Source organism: Gordonia sp. SCSIO 19800, assembly GCF_018132775.1.
Lineage (GTDB): Bacteria > Actinomycetota > Actinomycetes > Mycobacteriales > Mycobacteriaceae > Gordonia > Gordonia hongkongensis.
Genome location: NZ_JAGRQM010000022.1, coordinates 44,400 through 59,439, shown reverse-complemented (window position 1 = coordinate 59,439; position 15,040 = coordinate 44,400). Strand labels below are relative to the sequence as shown.

The 15,040-nt window shown below is 67.1% G+C and carries 14 protein-coding genes; 9 read left to right on the top strand and 5 right to left on the bottom strand.

Translation table 11 applies throughout. From position 1 onward, the window contains the following. Nucleotides 1–95 precede the first annotated feature (95 nt). Nucleotides 96–1,061, top strand: a complete 966-nt coding sequence (locus KB201_RS20415) for an ABC transporter ATP-binding protein (RefSeq protein WP_058250599.1) — start codon at nt 96–98, stop codon at nt 1,059–1,061. A gap of 4 nt (nt 1,062–1,065) precedes the next feature. Then, nucleotides 1,066–2,655 (top strand): ABC transporter permease, encoded by a 1,590-nt coding sequence (locus KB201_RS20410; RefSeq protein WP_058250519.1) that lies wholly within the window; start codon nt 1,066–1,068, stop codon nt 2,653–2,655. A gap of 230 nt (nt 2,656–2,885) precedes the next feature. Here the strand turns inward: KB201_RS20410 and KB201_RS20405 are convergent, their stop codons facing one another. The 3 genes from KB201_RS20405 to KB201_RS20395 form a co-directional block, all read right to left on the bottom strand. Continuing rightward, nucleotides 2,886–3,746: an LLM class F420-dependent oxidoreductase gene (locus KB201_RS20405; protein ID WP_058250520.1), complete on the bottom strand. Its 861-nt coding sequence runs from the start codon at nt 3,744–3,746 to the stop codon at nt 2,886–2,888. Nucleotides 3,747–3,800: 54 nt separating this feature from the next. Next, nucleotides 3,801–4,688 (bottom strand): hypothetical protein, encoded by an 888-nt coding sequence (locus KB201_RS20400; protein ID WP_231742282.1) that lies wholly within the window; start codon nt 4,686–4,688, stop codon nt 3,801–3,803. Nucleotides 4,689–4,792: 104 nt separating this feature from the next. Beyond that, nucleotides 4,793–5,995 carry a beta-ketoacyl synthase N-terminal-like domain-containing protein gene (locus KB201_RS20395; RefSeq protein WP_058250522.1) on the bottom strand — a complete coding sequence of 401 codons (1,203 nt, stop codon included), beginning with the start codon at nt 5,993–5,995 and terminating at the stop codon, nt 4,793–4,795. A gap of 292 nt (nt 5,996–6,287) precedes the next feature. Here KB201_RS20395 and KB201_RS20390 point away from each other — a divergent pair, with 292 nt between their 5' ends. The 3 genes from KB201_RS20390 (at nt 6,288) to KB201_RS20380 (ending at nt 11,390) form a co-directional block, all read left to right on the top strand. Then, nucleotides 6,288–8,687 (top strand): EAL domain-containing protein, encoded by a 2,400-nt coding sequence (locus KB201_RS20390; protein ID WP_231742292.1) that lies wholly within the window; start codon nt 6,288–6,290, stop codon nt 8,685–8,687. Nucleotides 8,688–8,909: 222 nt separating this feature from the next. Then, on the top strand, nt 8,910–10,376 hold the full coding sequence (locus tag KB201_RS20385; RefSeq protein ID WP_058250601.1) for a sugar porter family MFS transporter: 1,467 nt from the start codon (nt 8,910–8,912) through the stop codon (nt 10,374–10,376). After that, nucleotides 10,377–11,390: a nitronate monooxygenase family protein gene (locus tag KB201_RS20380; RefSeq protein WP_058250523.1), complete on the top strand. Its 1,014-nt coding sequence runs from the start codon at nt 10,377–10,379 to the stop codon at nt 11,388–11,390. It begins immediately after the preceding gene. Nucleotides 11,391–11,421: 31 nt separating this feature from the next. On the opposite strand, the gene KB201_RS20375 is transcribed toward KB201_RS20380, so the two are convergent. Then, a complete protein-coding gene (locus KB201_RS20375; protein WP_058250524.1) occupies nt 11,422–12,180 on the bottom strand; it encodes an SDR family oxidoreductase in 759 nt (252 codons plus the stop codon). 101 nt (nt 12,181–12,281) lie between these two features. On the opposite strand from KB201_RS20375, the gene KB201_RS20370 reads away from it, so the two are divergent. Beyond that, on the top strand, nt 12,282–13,133 hold the full coding sequence (locus KB201_RS20370) for a helix-turn-helix transcriptional regulator (protein ID WP_068972500.1): 852 nt from the start codon (nt 12,282–12,284) through the stop codon (nt 13,131–13,133). Nucleotides 13,134–13,151: 18 nt separating this feature from the next. Here the strand turns inward: KB201_RS20370 and KB201_RS20365 are convergent, their stop codons facing one another. Beyond that, nucleotides 13,152–13,622, bottom strand: coding sequence for a MarR family winged helix-turn-helix transcriptional regulator (locus KB201_RS20365; protein ID WP_068972501.1), 471 nt, complete (start codon nt 13,620–13,622; stop codon nt 13,152–13,154). Between the two features lie 114 nt (nt 13,623–13,736). On the opposite strand from KB201_RS20365, the gene KB201_RS20360 reads away from it, so the two are divergent. From KB201_RS20360 to KB201_RS20350, 3 genes are all read left to right on the top strand, one after another. After that, nucleotides 13,737–14,201 carry a DoxX family protein gene (locus KB201_RS20360; protein ID WP_078113852.1) on the top strand — a complete coding sequence of 155 codons (465 nt, stop codon included), beginning with the start codon at nt 13,737–13,739 and terminating at the stop codon, nt 14,199–14,201. A gap of 124 nt (nt 14,202–14,325) precedes the next feature. Then, nucleotides 14,326–14,682, top strand: a complete 357-nt coding sequence (locus KB201_RS20355) for a multidrug efflux SMR transporter (RefSeq protein WP_078113853.1) — start codon at nt 14,326–14,328, stop codon at nt 14,680–14,682. A 2-nt stretch (nt 14,683–14,684) separates the two neighbouring features. Further along, the gene (locus tag KB201_RS20350) at nt 14,685–15,005 is read left to right on the top strand and encodes a multidrug efflux SMR transporter (protein WP_078113854.1); all 321 of its coding nucleotides are present in this window, start codon (nt 14,685–14,687) and stop codon (nt 15,003–15,005) included. The last annotated feature ends 35 nt before the right edge of the window (nt 15,006–15,040 follow it).

Here is a 15,040-nt window from a genome sequence, read left to right as displayed (position 1 = left end):
CGGCAGTGTGCCCCGCCGGCGACGACGGTCAAACCTTCTCCGCTGCAACAGTCGCTGTGGAACGATCATCACGTCGTGTCGAGCCGGAGGTACGCATGAGCGTCGAACGTTCCGAGAACCCGCAGAGAACCGAGCCCGCCATCGACGTCCGGGGTCTGCGTAAGTCGTTCGGTAGGTTCGAGGCGCTTCGCGGACTCGACCTCGAGGTCGCGCGAGGGGAGGTCCACGGCTTCCTCGGGCCCAATGGCGCGGGCAAGTCGACGACGATCCGGGTCCTGCTGGGTCTGTTGCGCGCGGACGGGGGAGAGGTCCGACTCCTCGGCGGCGACCCCTGGCGTGACGTCGTCGAGCTGCACCGCCGGCTGGCGTACGTACCCGGCGACGTCGCGTTGTGGCCGACGATGACCGGCGGGGAGATGATCGATCTGCTCGGCTCGATGCGCGGCGGACTCGACGAGGGGCGCCGGGCCGACCTGGTTTCCAGGTTCGAGCTCGACACCTCCAAACGTGGACGGCAGTACTCCAAGGGAAACCGGCAGAAGGTCGCGATCGTGGCGGCGCTGGCATCCGATGTCGAGCTGCTCATCCTCGACGAGCCGACGTCGGGCCTGGACCCGTTGATGGAGAACGTCTTCCAGGAGGTCGTGGGGGAGGCCACCGCCCGCGGTACCACCGTGCTGCTGTCGAGTCACATCCTCGCCGAGGCGGAGACCCTGGCGGACCGGCTCAGCATCATCCGCGACGGGGCCGTCGTGGCGACCGGCTCCTTGGCAGAGCTGCGGGGTCACACCCGCACTTCCGTTCGTGCCGAGCTGGATTCGGCGCCGAGCCCGGACCTCGTGGCGCAACTGCACAACGCCGAGGTGCACGATATCGATTCGCACGACCACGACTCCGGCGGGCTCCGACTGAGTGCGACCGTGGACTCGGATCAGATCGGTCCGGTGATGTCAGCGCTGACCGCCTGCGGCCTGCGATCGCTGACGGTCGAACCGCCTTCACTGGAAAGCCTGTTCCTGTCGCTGTATGAGAAGAACGACGTGTCCGCCGGAGAACGGTGAGGCGATGACTGCATCGACGATCGGTACGCCGCCGCTGTTACGGGCCTCCCTGCACCATGAAGGTCGCAGCTTCGCGCCGTGGATCGTCTTGCCCACCGCACTGGCCGTGTCGTCGGTCATCGCCTACCCGTTACTGTTTCCCGACGCCGCAGAACGCGCCGCATTCGCCACGACGATCGGCTCGAATCCCGCACTCGGGCTGATCTTCGGACCCGCTTACGACCTGGCCACGGTCGACGGATTCGTCGCGTGGCGCAGCCTCGCACTCGGCGGGTTCATCGCCGCGCTCGGCGCGATCTTGATCGTGGTGAAAGCCGCACGGGGACAGGAGGACTCCGGCCAGGCCGAACTTCTCGCCGCGGGGGTGCTCGGACGTGCCGCCCGACTGTCGACCGCGTTGATCATGGCCGGCGTGTGCTCGATCGCCATCGGCATCCTGGCGGGTCTCGCGACGTCGCTGTGCGGTGGGGCGTGGGGGTCGTCGTTCCTGCTCGGCGCCGGATTCACGGTCACCGGTTGGATGTTCGGCGCGATCGCGGCGGTCAGCGCCCAGGTGGGTTCCGACGCCAGGGCCGCCACCACGATCGCCGTGTCGCTGCTCGGCGTCCTGTTCGTGCTGCGCGGGTTTCTGTTCTCGGTGGACGCACCGACGTGGACCACATGGGTCAATCCGCTGGGATGGATTCAGGAGACCAGACCCGCGACCGGCGATCACTGGTGGCCGTTGCTGATCGGCGTCGCGTTCGCGGTCGTCGTCGGCGCAGCGGCTTTCGCATTGCAGCGTGCACGGGATTTCGGTCAGGGACTCATACCGGCCCGGCCGGGCCCGGCACGGGGCCGCATCGGCTCGCCACTGGCGCTGGCGATCCGCCTCAACCGGGCGCCGATCGTCGCGTGGACGGTCGCGTTCGTCGGACTCGGCGTCATCTTCGGCTACTTCACCCGGTCGGTCCGCGGCCTGCTGACCGCGAATCCCGCCATGGCCCAGATCTTCGCCTCCGGCGCGGCGTCGCCCGCGGACCTGGTATCGGCCTTCGTCACAACGATTCTCGGCCTGGTCGGGATCATCGCATCCGTGGCCGGGGTCCAGATCGTCAATCGCATCCGGACCGAGGAGCTCGACGACCGCGCGGAAGCGGTGCTCGCGACCGGCGTCAGCCGTCCGAGGTACTTCGGCGCCGTCACCGGTGTCGCCCTCGTTGTCCCCGCCGCGCTCGTGACCATTGCCGGGCTGGTCGTCGGCGTCTTCGCCGCCACGGCCGATCTCGGCCTCGGCTTCGGCGACGTGTTCCTCCAGTCCATCGCCACGATCCCCGCCGTGTGGGCGGTCGTCGGCATCGCCGTCGCCGTCATCGGCGCCCGACCCCGCGTGCGGCCCGCGATCTGGCTGGGCGTCCTGGCGTCTTTCGTGCTCACGATCCTGGGCCCGAGCTTTAAACTCCCGGACTGGGCGCTGGGCTTCAGCCCGTTTCATCACGTACCGGATGTGTCTGCTGCCCAGCCGGATTGGTGGGGACTGGTCTGGGTGGGGGTCGTCGTGGTGCTGCTCGTCGCGCTGGGGTTCGCCGGCTTCCGCCGGCGGGACATCCCGTGAAGACGCCGCACCTTACTCATGTGCGAGCCCGACAGCTGCTCCCTGAAGTGCGAGCCCAATAACTGGTCCCTGAGGTGCGAGCGAAGCGAGCCACGAAGGGCTCCGCAACCTGTCTCACCAGGCCCTTCGTGGCTCGTCGCTGGCGCTCCTCGCACCTCAGGGAGCAATGGTCATGTCGTTCCTTCGGATGAGGGAGCAGAGGGTGGCTCGCACCGCAAGGACCGTACGCATCAGCCCAGCGCCGCCGCGAGGCGACGCCACTGCTCGCGCGGGAAGCCCCGGTGGTCGGCTTGGAGCACCTGGACGCACACGTGGTCGGCGCCGGCGGACCGATGCTCGTCGATCCGCTTGAGGATCGCCGCGTCGTCGCCCCAGACGATCAGAGCGTCGAACAGGCGGTCGCTCACCGAGCTCAGGTCGTCCTCGGAGAACCCGAGGCGTCGAAGGTTGTTCGCGTAGTTAGGCATCGCGAGGTAGCCCTTCAGCCACTTGGTGCCGACGGCGCGCGCCTCGTCGCGGTCGGTGGCGAAGATCGCCGTCTGTTCCGGTGCGAGCAGCGGACCGTCGCCGAGGGTCTCCCGGGCGACTTTGGTGTGGTCCGGGGTCACCAGGTAGGGGTGGGCACCGGCGGTCCGGTCGGCCGAGAGTTGCAACATCTTCGGCCCGAGGGCGGCCAGTACTCGTGCATCGGCCGGCACCGGCTGCGGTGCGTCGTCCAGACCGTCGAGGAACGCCTTGGTGGTCGCGAGCGGCTTCTGGTAGCGACCGGCTTCCTGGGCGTCGATCAACGGCGCGTGGCTGATCCCGAGGCCCAGGAGGAAGCGAGGACCGAACTGCTCGGTGAGGCGCACATGCGCGGCCGCGACATCGTGCGGCTCGTGCATCCACATGTTGAGGATGCCGGTGGCGACGACGGCCTTCCGCGTCGCGCCGAGCAGGTTCTCGACCGAGTCGAGCACCGGACCCCCCACATCGGGGATCCAGAGGGCCGTGAATCCCAGGTCGTCGAGCTCGGCAGCCGCTTCGGCGGCCTCCCCGGTGTCTCCGTACCGTAGCGGTGAACTCCAGATTCCTACGCCGTCGAGTTTCATGCCGTCGACACTACCGATCGAGCGATCGGGCCGCGCCGAAGCGTCCGACCCGAGTCAGCTCTGTGTCGGTCGTCCCGCCGTCGCCTCCAGTCGTGCGTCCATGGCGGCCGTCATCCGCTTGAACACGTTGATCGCGACGACGCCCGCGACGATGAGGACGACGCCGGCAACTGTCCCGAGGGAGTCGGTGACCAGTCCGGAGATGCCGATCGCGAGAACGTAGATCGGCACCCAACCGAACAGATGCATGATGCTCTCGGGCTTCTCGTCGGTGGCCCAACCCTCACGAACCGCAGCCCGGTAGGTCGCGTAGTCGGGATAGAACTCGGTGAAGGCGATCGCGAAGATCGTGCCGCCGATCTGGATGATCCATCCGGTCCAGAAGTTGTTCGGGTCGTCGAGCACCAGATCGCCGAATGCGCCCGAGATCGCGGCGACGCCGAAGCCGCCGACCCACGCCCAGGTGATGACGTAGTTGATGTGGATGAACAGCGGGCTGTCCCAGAACTCCTTCTCGGTGCTCTCCCGCGCGTACTGCAGCGTGAAGGGCTGACGGATCACGATCGAGCCGAACGCGAACGCGACGAGGGCGATGTTCGTCATCTCCCCGCCCCACCGCTCCAGCCAGTTGATGACGCCGTCGGAGGCGAACAACGCGATGAGCGCCATCGAACCGAAGTACGTGACGTCGAAGACCTCGAGCAGTTTGACGCTCGAACCCCGTTTGTGGCCGCCGATCACCAGCAACAGCGACAGCGCGAATGCCGTCGCCGCGGCTTCCTCGAACCTACCGGGTCCGGCGAGCAGCGCCATCAGGATCCACGGGGACATACCCGCGAACGGCGAGTTGAGGAACAGGGTCAGTGCCCGACGAGCGCCCGACGTCGGCGGCGGATCAGTCCGCGTCGAATCGCCCACCGGAGGATCGGGTTCGTTGCTCATTGCTGAATTGTGGGACGCGACGCGGTATTCCGCAGCATTTCCGGTTCGATGCGGCCCGAGCGGCGAGCCCGGGCCGCATCGAGGTCGGCGGTTCGTCACACCATTCACGCATTGGGCGCGAGGACGACCGCCGCGTTGTGTCCGCCCATTCCGAGGGAGGTCTTGAGGGTCAACCCGCTGACCAGATCGGTTCGTCCGTCGAGCAATTGCGGGATGATCGCGTCGGCGGTGCGCGGGGTCGCCGGTACCTCACCCCGCTCGTATCCGAGCAGCGAAGCAGCGAGTTCGACGGCCCCGGCAGCGCCTTGACAGTGCCCGGCCAGCGGCTTCACCGAGAACACCTCGGCGTTGGGCAGCATGGTCTCGGCGATGGTGGCCTCGGCGTGATCGCACTGGCGGGTCCCCGGGCCGTGCGCGTTGAGGTAGCGGATGCTCGCGCCGTCGACACCGGACATCGACAGCGCCTGCTCCACGCACGACCGCACGTTGGTCAGCTCCGGGTCGATGGATGTGACGTGGAAAGCGTCATGGGACATCGCGCCGCCCAGCACGTCGGCGTATCCGTCACCGGACCGGTTCGTCATCGTGAACGCGATGGCGGCCTCACCGAAGGTGAATCCGCGGCTGCCCTCCTGGAACGGGCGGCAGGCGCTGAGCGCATCGGTGTCGGTGATCGCCACGCCGAGTTGCACGAACATCGCGACCACCTCGGGCTTGGCCGACAAATCGGTGGCCACCACGACGACGTCGTCGACGAGATCGGAGTCCAGCCACGACTTCGCGGTGACGATCGCTGCCGAGCCCGAGGTGCACATCGCCGACACGTTGATCGCGGGTCCGCGAAATCCGTACTCCTGCATGAGCAGGGAGACCGGCGTCGACGGGGTCACCGAGAGGTACTGCCGTCCGGTGTACCGGCCGACGCCCGAGGTCACCATCGGATACATGTCGAGATCGCCGAGCACGCAGGCGTGTACGAGTCCCACCCGCACACCCGGCTTCCAGCCCCGAGCCATGGCGTCCTCGATGGCCTCTCGTGCGGCAGCACGCATCGCGCGTGAGAAGCGCGTGCGTCCGTCGAACGGGTCGCCGCCGTCGGGTACCCGCACGATCCACCCGGGCTCATCCCGACCGGATTCGCCGACGCCCTCGCGCGTCTCGGAAGGCTGCCCGCCGACGAAGCCGAAACCGTGGTGCAACGCGGCTGCCGACTTCCCGGACGTGAGACCGTTCCACAGTGCATCGCGGCCCCATCCGTAGCCACTCACGGCTCCCAGGCCTGAAATGGTCGAGCGCTGAATCGTCATGATCGTGAACTTTCTGTGCGATATGCGATGGAGTGAGATCCATCGCGGCAGCCCTCGTGGGCGACCCGCCCTCAGGATCCCGCGCAAACCCGACATTTGACCAGTTCACGCAGGTATTCGACGCTCGAATACCCAGTTGGCGCACACTTGCATCACGCAGCGCCCATATTTCGAAGCCGCGTGGGGGAGGATGGGCATCGGGGGGATGACGATCGGAGGGGGCGGCGCGGTGGGACGACCGAGGGCTGACGGCGATGACCGGCCCGGACTCGTCGCGCCGGATGCCGAACCCATGGCCCGTCCCAGTGACGCCGCCGTCGCCGAGCGGTATCGCCTACTCCTCGAGTTGAGCCCGGACGCCATCGCGGTCCATCAAGACGGCCTGATCGTCTACGTGAACTCGGCAGCGCTGGCGTTCGCTCGCGTCGACGAACGCGACGCCATGCTCGGACGGTCCATCGCCGACTTCGTCCATCCCGACGAACTGCCACATATGCTCGATCGGATCATCGGCATGGGGGAGGAGGCCGGCGCGTCGACCGTGCCCGAAGAAGTGGTGATGGTCGACGCGCACGGGGTCACCCGCCCCATGGAGGTGACGTCGGTGCGCACCGTCTGGCAGGACAAGCCTGCGTATCAGGTGATCTTGCGGGACATCACAGCTCAGAAAGCGATCGAATCGGCCCTGCGACGACAGGCGGCGCTCCTCGATCACGTCAGCAACGCGGTGATCGCCGTCGACGACCACATGACGGTCACTTCCTGGAACCCGGCCGCTGAGCAGATGTACGGCCTGCGGGCGTCCGAGGCGATCGGACAAAATATCGACGACGTCGTCGGAGCGCACGTGGACCCGCACGCGGCGGTGTCGTTGGGCGGCACCGTCGATCAGTTGCACCGCCGTTCCGACACCGGGCGATCGTTTCTCGCCCACACCTCGGTGACGACGATGGATGACGGTTTCCTCATCGTCGCCGAACCCACCCGTCGTCCCCTCATCGAGCGGCTGGGGACGATCCTCGCCGCGCTGCACCAGGCGGTCATCGTCGTTCGCGAGGACGGCGACATCGAACTCGCCAACCCGGCCGCGGGGACAATGCTCGGTTCCGAGGCGGTCCCGGGTGCCCGGGTCCACGAACTGCCGCTGGACTTCGACGGCGACGAATCACCGATCGCACGTTGCCTGCGCACCCGTGAGGCGGTCACCGACGCGACCGCGACGATCACCACGCCCGCCGGCGAGCGTTGGCTCTCGTGCAGTTGCCGGCCGATCGACGACGACGGCGCCGAGGTGGTCGTCCTGGTGTCGTTCGCCGACATCACCGACCGTTACCGCGAACGCACCCAGCTGGCGTGGGAAGCCGTACACGATCCGCTGACCGGTCTGTACAACCGCTCGGGGATCATCCGCGAACTCGAGTCGCACATGGCCGGACTCGACGACGGAAACAACGCCTTCTGCGTCGCGATCTTCTACATCGATCTCGACAATTTCAAGCTGGTCAACGATTCGCTCGGCCATGCCGTGGGTGACGAGGTGCTGCACACCGTCGCACAGCGATTGGCGGCGGCAACGCCCGACGAGGCCTCGGTCGGCCGGATTGGTGGGGACGAATTCGTTCTCGTCGCCACCCTGGGGATCGCCTGTTCGGCCGACGAGATCGAGCAGCAGATCGACAAGATCCGGGGGACGGTGTACGAGCCGATCGCGGTGAGCACCCGCACCGAACCGCTCAAGGTGGAGGCGAGCATCGGCGTGGCGACGGTCAAGGCCGGTGACGACTACACCGCCACCGACCTGCTGCGCGATGCCGACATCGCGCTGTATCAAGCACGCAAGGCTTCTCGTGCGCGCTACGTCCGCTTCCAGACGCAGCATCGGGAGGAACTGCAGCGCCGGCAGCGCATCGAAGAGGAACTGCGGCGCGTTCTCGACACCGACACCGATCAACTCGAGATCCACTATCAGCCGATCGTGTCGACCGTCGACGGCGCCCTGGTGGGCCTGGAAAGCCTTCTACGCTGGCGTCACCCGGAACTGGGGTCGATCTCGCCCACCGAGTTCATCCCGCTCGCAGAAGGATCCAATCTCATCGACCGGGTGGGCAACTATGTGCTGGAGACAGCGGCCGCCGAGGTGGCCGCTGTCGCCGAACTCCGTCGGGTGATGCTGTGCGTCAACGTCTCCCGACGGGAGCTCACCAATGGCCAGTTCCCCGACCGGCTCCGGGACACGATCACCCGCTCGGGCATGGACCCCGCCGCGTTCTGCCTGGAGATCACCGAGAGTGCACTGGACCCGCTCGACGGAGACCTGCTCACCCTGTTGCGCAACGTGCGCGAACTCGGAACACACGTGTCGCTCGACGATTTCGGGACCGGTGCGTCGTCGTTGAGCGAGTTCTACCGCCTGCCGGTCAGTGTCCTGAAGACCGCGAAGTCCTTCGTCGACGCTCTCGACGAGCACCCGAGCGCCACATCGATCCTCGCCGGCATCGTCACCATGGCGCACGCGGCCGGGATGCGGGTGGTCGCCGAGGGAGTGGAGACGGAGTCGCAGGCCGCCACGGTCGCCGAGGTCGGTTGCGACCTCGCGCAGGGCTATCACTTCGGGCGTCCCGCCCCGCTGGCCGACGTGATCGGGTCCGGAGTCCGGATCCGGGCGAATCCCGGTGTCTGGGAGACCGGCTGACCTGTCCGCGCCAGACCAACACTGTCACCGAGGCGTCCCACGCCATACCGTGGGGCGTATCTGCGCTATGCATGCGACTGTGTCCGTTACCGTCAGACTCGGCGATGCACGCGAGTAGATTGATCGCCACGTCGATTACCCGGCGTCCATGCAACCGGACAGCGAGGTCACGGACATGACACACATTCTGCGGTGGACTCCTGCAACGCTCTGGACGGCGTCATGACCGACGCGGAGCGGCAAGTCGCCGAGCAACACACGGCGAAGGTCATCGGTGTCACGGTCGCCGCGGCGGTCGGTGGCTTCCTGTTCGGTTTCGACAGCTCGGTCGTCAACGGCGCCGTCGACTCGATCGAAGCGGACTTCGCCCTCGGCAAGCTGATGACCGGCTTCGCCGTCGCGATCGCGTTGCTCGGCTGTGCGCTCGGCGCATGGTTCGCGGGCCGATTGGCCGACGTGTGGGGCCGCAAGCGCGTGATGCTGCTCGGCTCCGCGCTTTTCATCATCAACTCGATCGGCACCGGTTTCACACAGACCATCCCGGACCTGCTCTTGTGGCGTGTGCTCGGCGGTATCGGCATCGGTATCGCATCGGTGATCGCTCCCGCATACATCGCCGAGATCGCTCCGGCCCGCTTCCGCGGCGCCCTGGGGTCTCTGCAGCAGTTGGCGATCACGATGGGCATCTTCGCGGCACTCCTCTCCGACGCCCTGCTCGCCGACAGCGCCGGCAGCGCGTCGAACGACTTCTGGTGGGGCCTCGAGGCGTGGCGGTGGATGTTCCTCGTCGGTGTCGTGCCCGCCGTCGTCTACGGTGTGCTGGCGCTGCTGATCCCGGAGTCGCCGCGATACCTGGTGGGCCGCAACCGTGATGCCGAGGCGGCCCGGATCCTGCAGGAGGTGACGGGCGAGGAGAACCCCCTCGAGCGGGTCAAAGAGATCAAGCTGACGGTCAAGCGCGAGGCGAAGTCGTCGATCAGGGACATCGCCGGACCGTCATTCGGGCTGCACCCGCTCGTCTGGGTCGGCATCTGGCTGGCAGTCTTCCAGCAGTTCGTCGGTATCAACGCGATCTTCTACTACTCGACGACGCTGTGGCAGTCCGTCGGCTTCTCCGAGGCCGACTCGTTCAAGACATCGGTGATCACCGCCGTCATCAACGTCGTCATGACCTTCGTGGCGATCCTGTTCGTCGACCGCATCGGGCGGCGGAAACTGCTGCTCGGCGGTTCGGTGGGCATGTTCATCGGCCTGCTCATGGCGTGTATCGCGTTCACCCAGCAGATCGGCGAGGGCGAGAACATCACGCTGCCCGACCCGTGGGGTGTGGTCGCACTGATCGGCGCCAACCTGTTCGTGGTCGCCTTCGCCGCGACGTGGGGCCCGGTGATGTGGGTGATGCTGGGGGAGATGTTCCCCAACCGCATCCGCGGTGTCGCCCTGGGCGTCTGCACGGCCGTGAACTGGGTCGCGAACTTCACCATCTCGATGCTGTTCCCGCCGATGACCGAAGCCGTCGGACTCGGAATCATCTACGGCTTCTTCGCCTTCTGCGCCGCGGCCTCGTTCTTCTACGTCCTCCGGAAGGTCGAGGAGACCAAGGGGATGGAGCTCGAGCAGATGGATTCGGTGGCAGAGGCGCGACTGTCGCAGTTCACTGCGGTCCGTGCGGCGAAGGACAAAGCCTGAATGTTCGATCTGCGTGAGCTCTCCAGCCGCGTCGTCGCCGCCCCCATGGCCGGTGGTCCGAGCACCCCGGAACTGGTGGTGGCCGCGGCATCGGCCGGCGGTGTCGGCCAGCTCGCCGCGGGGTACCAGACTCCCGACAAGGTGCGCGCCGACATCGCGGCCGTGCGGACGGCCGGCACCGAGGTCTTCGGTGTCAACATCTTCGTTCCCGAGGCGGAGCCGGTGAACCGCGACGACCTCGCCCGCTACCGCGCCGAACTCGTCCCGTATGCGCGAAGTCTGGGCGTGACGCTTCCCGAGGTCGAGGACCTGGGCGAGGACGATGACCACTTCGACGACAAGATCCGGCTGGTGTGCGACGAGCGGATCCCGCTCGTGTCTTTCGCGTTCGGGTGTCCCGCACCCGAGGTCGTCGCCGAATTGCACCGGCACGGGTGCAGTGTCGGGGTCACGGTCACCACGGCCACGGACGCCGAGATCGCCGGTCGAGCCGGTGCTGACTGGCTGTGCGTGCAGGGTCCCGACGCCGGTGGCCATCGATCGGTCTTCGACCGCCGGACCCCTCCTCCCACAGAGCCGCTCGACGACTTGATCCGCGCGGTCGCCGACCGGGTGCCGCTGCCGATCGTGGCGGCGGGTGGGATCTCCACGTCGGCCCGGGCCGACGAGGTCCGATCCGCGGGACCCGTTGCGGTGCAGGTGGGTACGGTTTTGTTGCGGACCACCGAGGCCGGCACCAAACCCGCGCACGGGGCGGCTCTCGCCGATCCGGACCGAACCGACACCGTGGTCACCTGGGCGTTCAGCGGCCGACCGGCACGCGCCCTGCGAAACCTGTTCACCGACAGGTTCTCCGACGCCGCGGTGGCCGAGTACCCGGCCGTCAACACGTTGACCGGTGGCATCCGACGCGCCGCCAGCAACGACCCCGACGGGATCAACCTCTGGGCCGGGAGCGGATACCGCGACGCCGTCGAGGAGTCGGCCGTCGATACCATCGCCCGGCTCGGGTGATCGGGAGCGAAGGGGTCGCGCTCCTCCCACCTCAGTGCGGGTCCTGCTCGTTCAGCGTCGCCACGACGTCGACGTAGTCGCCGCGCGCCTCACCCCACCGCAGGAACTTCACCCGCTCGACGAGCAGTTCGGTGGCGGCGGGCTGTGTGCCGATGAGATGGACGACCTCATCGACGAATTCGTCGAGGGGCATGGCGAAGTCGCTGTCCCGTTGACCCGGCAGCAGGTCGGTGCGAACCGCCGGCGGCACGAGTTCGACGACGTCGACCCCGGTATCGGCGAACTGTAGGCGCAACGATTCGCTCAGCATGTGGATCGCCGCTTTCGTGGCGTTGTAGGTCGGCGTCACCCGGAGCGGGGCGAATGCCAGGCCCGAGGACACGGTCATGATCGTGGCGGACGGTCGAGACCGCAGGTGGTCGATGAACGCGCCGATCAGCCGGATCGGACCGAGGAGATTGGTGGTGACCATTGCCTCCGCGGCATCGAGGAAACCTGCCGGGGACGACCAATCCTCCGCCCGCATGATGCCGGCCATCGCGACGAGCACGTCGAGGTTCGGGTGTTCGGCGATGACCTTCCGTGCGGCGGACTCGACACTGGCCGGGTCGGCGACATCGATCGCGACGGTGTGCAACCCGGGGTGTTGCGAACGGATACGGTCGAGGAGTTCGGTGCGCCGCCCGCCGACGATGACGGTGTTGCCCGTGTCGTGCAGACGGGTCGCAAGTGCCAAGCCGATCCCGCTGGTCGCTCCGGGGATGAAGATGGTGTTTCCGGTGAGGTTCATGTCATCGAGTCTCGGATCCGGCGGGCGAGTCATCCAGAGCGCAACCATCGGGGGATCGCCGATCCCTGGCAACGCGGTACCGACGCCGTGATACTGGCCTGATGGATCGTGATGCGCTGGCCGGGTTCCTCGTGAGCCGACGCAACAGTCTGCAACCATCGGATGTCGGTCTGCCGGGCGGCGCCCGGCGACGCACGACGGGTCTTCGACGCGAAGAGGTGGCGCAGCTCGCCACGATGTCGACCGACTACTACACTCGACTCGAACAACGACGCGGCCCACAACCGAGCACCCAGATGCTGGCGGCGCTCGCTCGCGCACTCCGCCTCACGGCCGATGAGCGGGACTACCTGTTCCGGGTCGCCGGACACAGCGCGCCGGACCGGATGGCGGCCTCGGACCACATCGCGCCCGGACTCCTGCGGGTACTCGACCGACTCACCGACACCCCCGCCCTCATCCTCTCGGCACTGGGGGAGACCTTGGTGCAGAATCATTGCGCGCGAGCGCTGTTCGGTGACATCGACCATCTCGTCGGAATGGACCGCAGTGCCATCTACCGGTGGTTCGTGTACCCCGACGAGGAACGCGGCCGCTACCCGGCGGACGATCACGAGCGGCAGAGCCGTGCGCAGGTCGCCTCGCTCCGTGCCGCTTACGGCGTCATGGGCGCCGATTCCCGTGCCGGAGCAATGGTCACAGAGCTTCGACGCCGCAGCAGCGAGTTCGCCACACTCTGGGACACCCACATCGTGAGCCGACGCTTCGAGGACCACAAGATCCTGATCCATCCCGAGGTCGGCGCGATCGAGGTCGACTGTCAGGCGCTCTTCACCGAGGACGAAACCCAGGTGTTGCTCGTGCTGACGGCAGCGCCGCGAACGGACGCAGCGGGAAAGATCGAATTGCTCAACGTGCTCGGCACACAAGAACTCGGACTCGATCCGCGCTGACCGTCTGGCTCCGGGGGACTATGTCGAACCGGTGCCACGAGTGTTGATCCGCCTCCCGATCGCGGATACCTGGCGAAGCTGCGCACGCGTGAGGCGGTCGATGACGAGCTCACGCACGTTGGTCACATACCCGGGAGCGGTGGCCACCACTTTCTCCCAACCCGACTCGGTGAGAACGGCATTCGTGAATCGCCCGTTCTCGGGGCACGGATGGCGCCGAACCCATCCCCGCTTCTCGAGTCTGCCGACCACATGCGAGAGCCGGGACAGCGAACCGTAGGACAGTTCGGCGAGCTGGCTCATACGCAGGGTGCGGTCAGGGGCCTCGGACAGCGCTGCCATCACCTCGTACTCGAAGTGGGTGATCTGGGCGTCACGGAGAAGCTGGGCGTCGAGGGCGTGGGGGAGACGGGCGAGCGCGGTTGCCACCTGGATCCAGGCGTCCATTTCCTCGTCGTCGAGCCAGTTCGGCTCTGGGGCAGTGGACATCTGCGCAGTGTATACGAAGTGAACACGTCCGTGATCAGGTTGACGCATCAAGTGTCAGCACCTAGCCTTCACTTGATACTTCAAGTCACAATCATCTAGTGAGGCGGCTCAGTCATGACCAACCCCATCGTCCGCAACGCGGGCATCCTCATCGGACGCGTCGCACTCGGCGTCATCTTCTTGGCTCACGGCCTGCAGAAGTTCCAGCAGAACGGCTGGACCGGACCGCAGACCGGGTTCGACATGATGGGTGTTCCGGCCGCGTCCTTCTCGGCGTTCGTCGTCACGTGGCTCGAAATCCTCGGTGGCATCGCCCTGATCGTCGGGCTGTTGACCCCGATCGTCGCCGCCCTGTTCACGCTGGACATGATCGGCGCGCTGTTCATCGCCCACGTCGACAACGGCATCTGGGTCTCCGACGGTGGTTACGAGTTCGTGCTCGCCCTCGGTGCCGGCGCACTGCTGCTGGCCGTGATCGGCGCCGGACGTTTCAGCGTGGACGCCGTGCTGGGGTCGAAGCTGCGCTGGCTCGCCGCCGACGACACCCGGTCGCGCGACTTGGTCGGCACCTCGCGCTGACCCATTCGCTCCGCTCCCGGAGCCCGGTTCATGCGCCCCGGTCCGCCCACCCTGCGGACCGGGGCGTTCGCCGTCCGCGGTCCTCGCCTACAGTCCCAGCAGGGCGTCGAGTGGAATGAGAGATATGACCTGGCTGATGCTGATCGCGGCGATCGCCTCGGAGGTCGCGGCGACGTTGTCACTCAAGGGTTCACAGACCGAACCGATGCTGTACGCGGTGGTCGCCGTCGGTTACACGTTCGCGTTCATACTCCTGGCCGCAGTCCTGAAGCGCGGCATGGGCATCGGCGTGGCCTACGGCATCTGGTCGGCGTCGGGCGTCGCACTCACCGCGGTACTGGCGACCTGGATCTTCGACGAGCCCTTCGGATTCCTGATGGGAATCGGCATCGTGTGCATCATGATCGGGGTTCTCCTCGTCGAGACCGGCCACCGGCCACCCGTCGACGAGGGCACCGACTCCGCCGCTTCGGGGGTCTGACCGTGGGATATGTCTTCATCGTCGCTGCCATCGTCGCCGAGGTCACCGGGACCCTCGCGCTGCGTGCCGCCGCGACCGGTCGACCGGCCTTCTACGGAGTCGTCGTCCTCGGGTATTTGACGGCATTCGTCGCGTTGACCCTCGGGCTGCGGCACGGCGTACCCCTCGGTGTGGCGTACGGCATCTGGGCGGCGGCCGGGGTCGCAGCCACGGCCGTTGCCGCGCACTTCCTGTTCCGCGAACGCCTCAACCGACGCATGGTCGCCGGCATCGGGGTGATCATCGTCGGTGTGCTGCTCGTCGAACTGGGCGCGATGCACTGAGTTCCGGCTTCGCTGATGTCGCGCCGCGAGCGCCG

Bases quoted from the DNA above. Each gene is read 5' to 3' on its own strand.
- KB201_RS20415 (WP_058250599.1), top strand. From the start codon at position 96: ATGAGCGTCGAACGTTCCGAGAACCCGCAGAGAACCGAGCCCGCCATC.
- KB201_RS20410 (WP_058250519.1), top strand. From the start codon at position 1,066: ATGACTGCATCGACGATCGGTACGCCGCCGCTGTTACGGGCCTCCCTG.
- KB201_RS20405 (WP_058250520.1), bottom strand. From the start codon at position 3,746: ATGAAACTCGACGGCGTAGGAATCTGGAGTTCACCGCTACGGTACGGA.
- KB201_RS20400 (WP_231742282.1), bottom strand. From the start codon at position 4,688: ATGAGCAACGAACCCGATCCTCCGGTGGGCGATTCGACGCGGACTGAT.
- KB201_RS20395 (WP_058250522.1), bottom strand. From the start codon at position 5,995: ATGACGATTCAGCGCTCGACCATTTCAGGCCTGGGAGCCGTGAGTGGC.
- KB201_RS20390 (WP_231742292.1), top strand. From the start codon at position 6,288: ATGGCCCGTCCCAGTGACGCCGCCGTCGCCGAGCGGTATCGCCTACTC.
- KB201_RS20385 (WP_058250601.1), top strand. From the start codon at position 8,910: ATGACCGACGCGGAGCGGCAAGTCGCCGAGCAACACACGGCGAAGGTC.
- KB201_RS20380 (WP_058250523.1), top strand. From the start codon at position 10,377: ATGTTCGATCTGCGTGAGCTCTCCAGCCGCGTCGTCGCCGCCCCCATG.
- KB201_RS20375 (WP_058250524.1), bottom strand. From the start codon at position 12,180: ATGAACCTCACCGGAAACACCATCTTCATCCCCGGAGCGACCAGCGGG.
- KB201_RS20370 (WP_068972500.1), top strand. From the start codon at position 12,282: ATGGATCGTGATGCGCTGGCCGGGTTCCTCGTGAGCCGACGCAACAGT.
- KB201_RS20365 (WP_068972501.1), bottom strand. From the start codon at position 13,622: ATGTCCACTGCCCCAGAGCCGAACTGGCTCGACGACGAGGAAATGGAC.
- KB201_RS20360 (WP_078113852.1), top strand. From the start codon at position 13,737: ATGACCAACCCCATCGTCCGCAACGCGGGCATCCTCATCGGACGCGTC.
- KB201_RS20355 (WP_078113853.1), top strand. From the start codon at position 14,326: ATGACCTGGCTGATGCTGATCGCGGCGATCGCCTCGGAGGTCGCGGCG.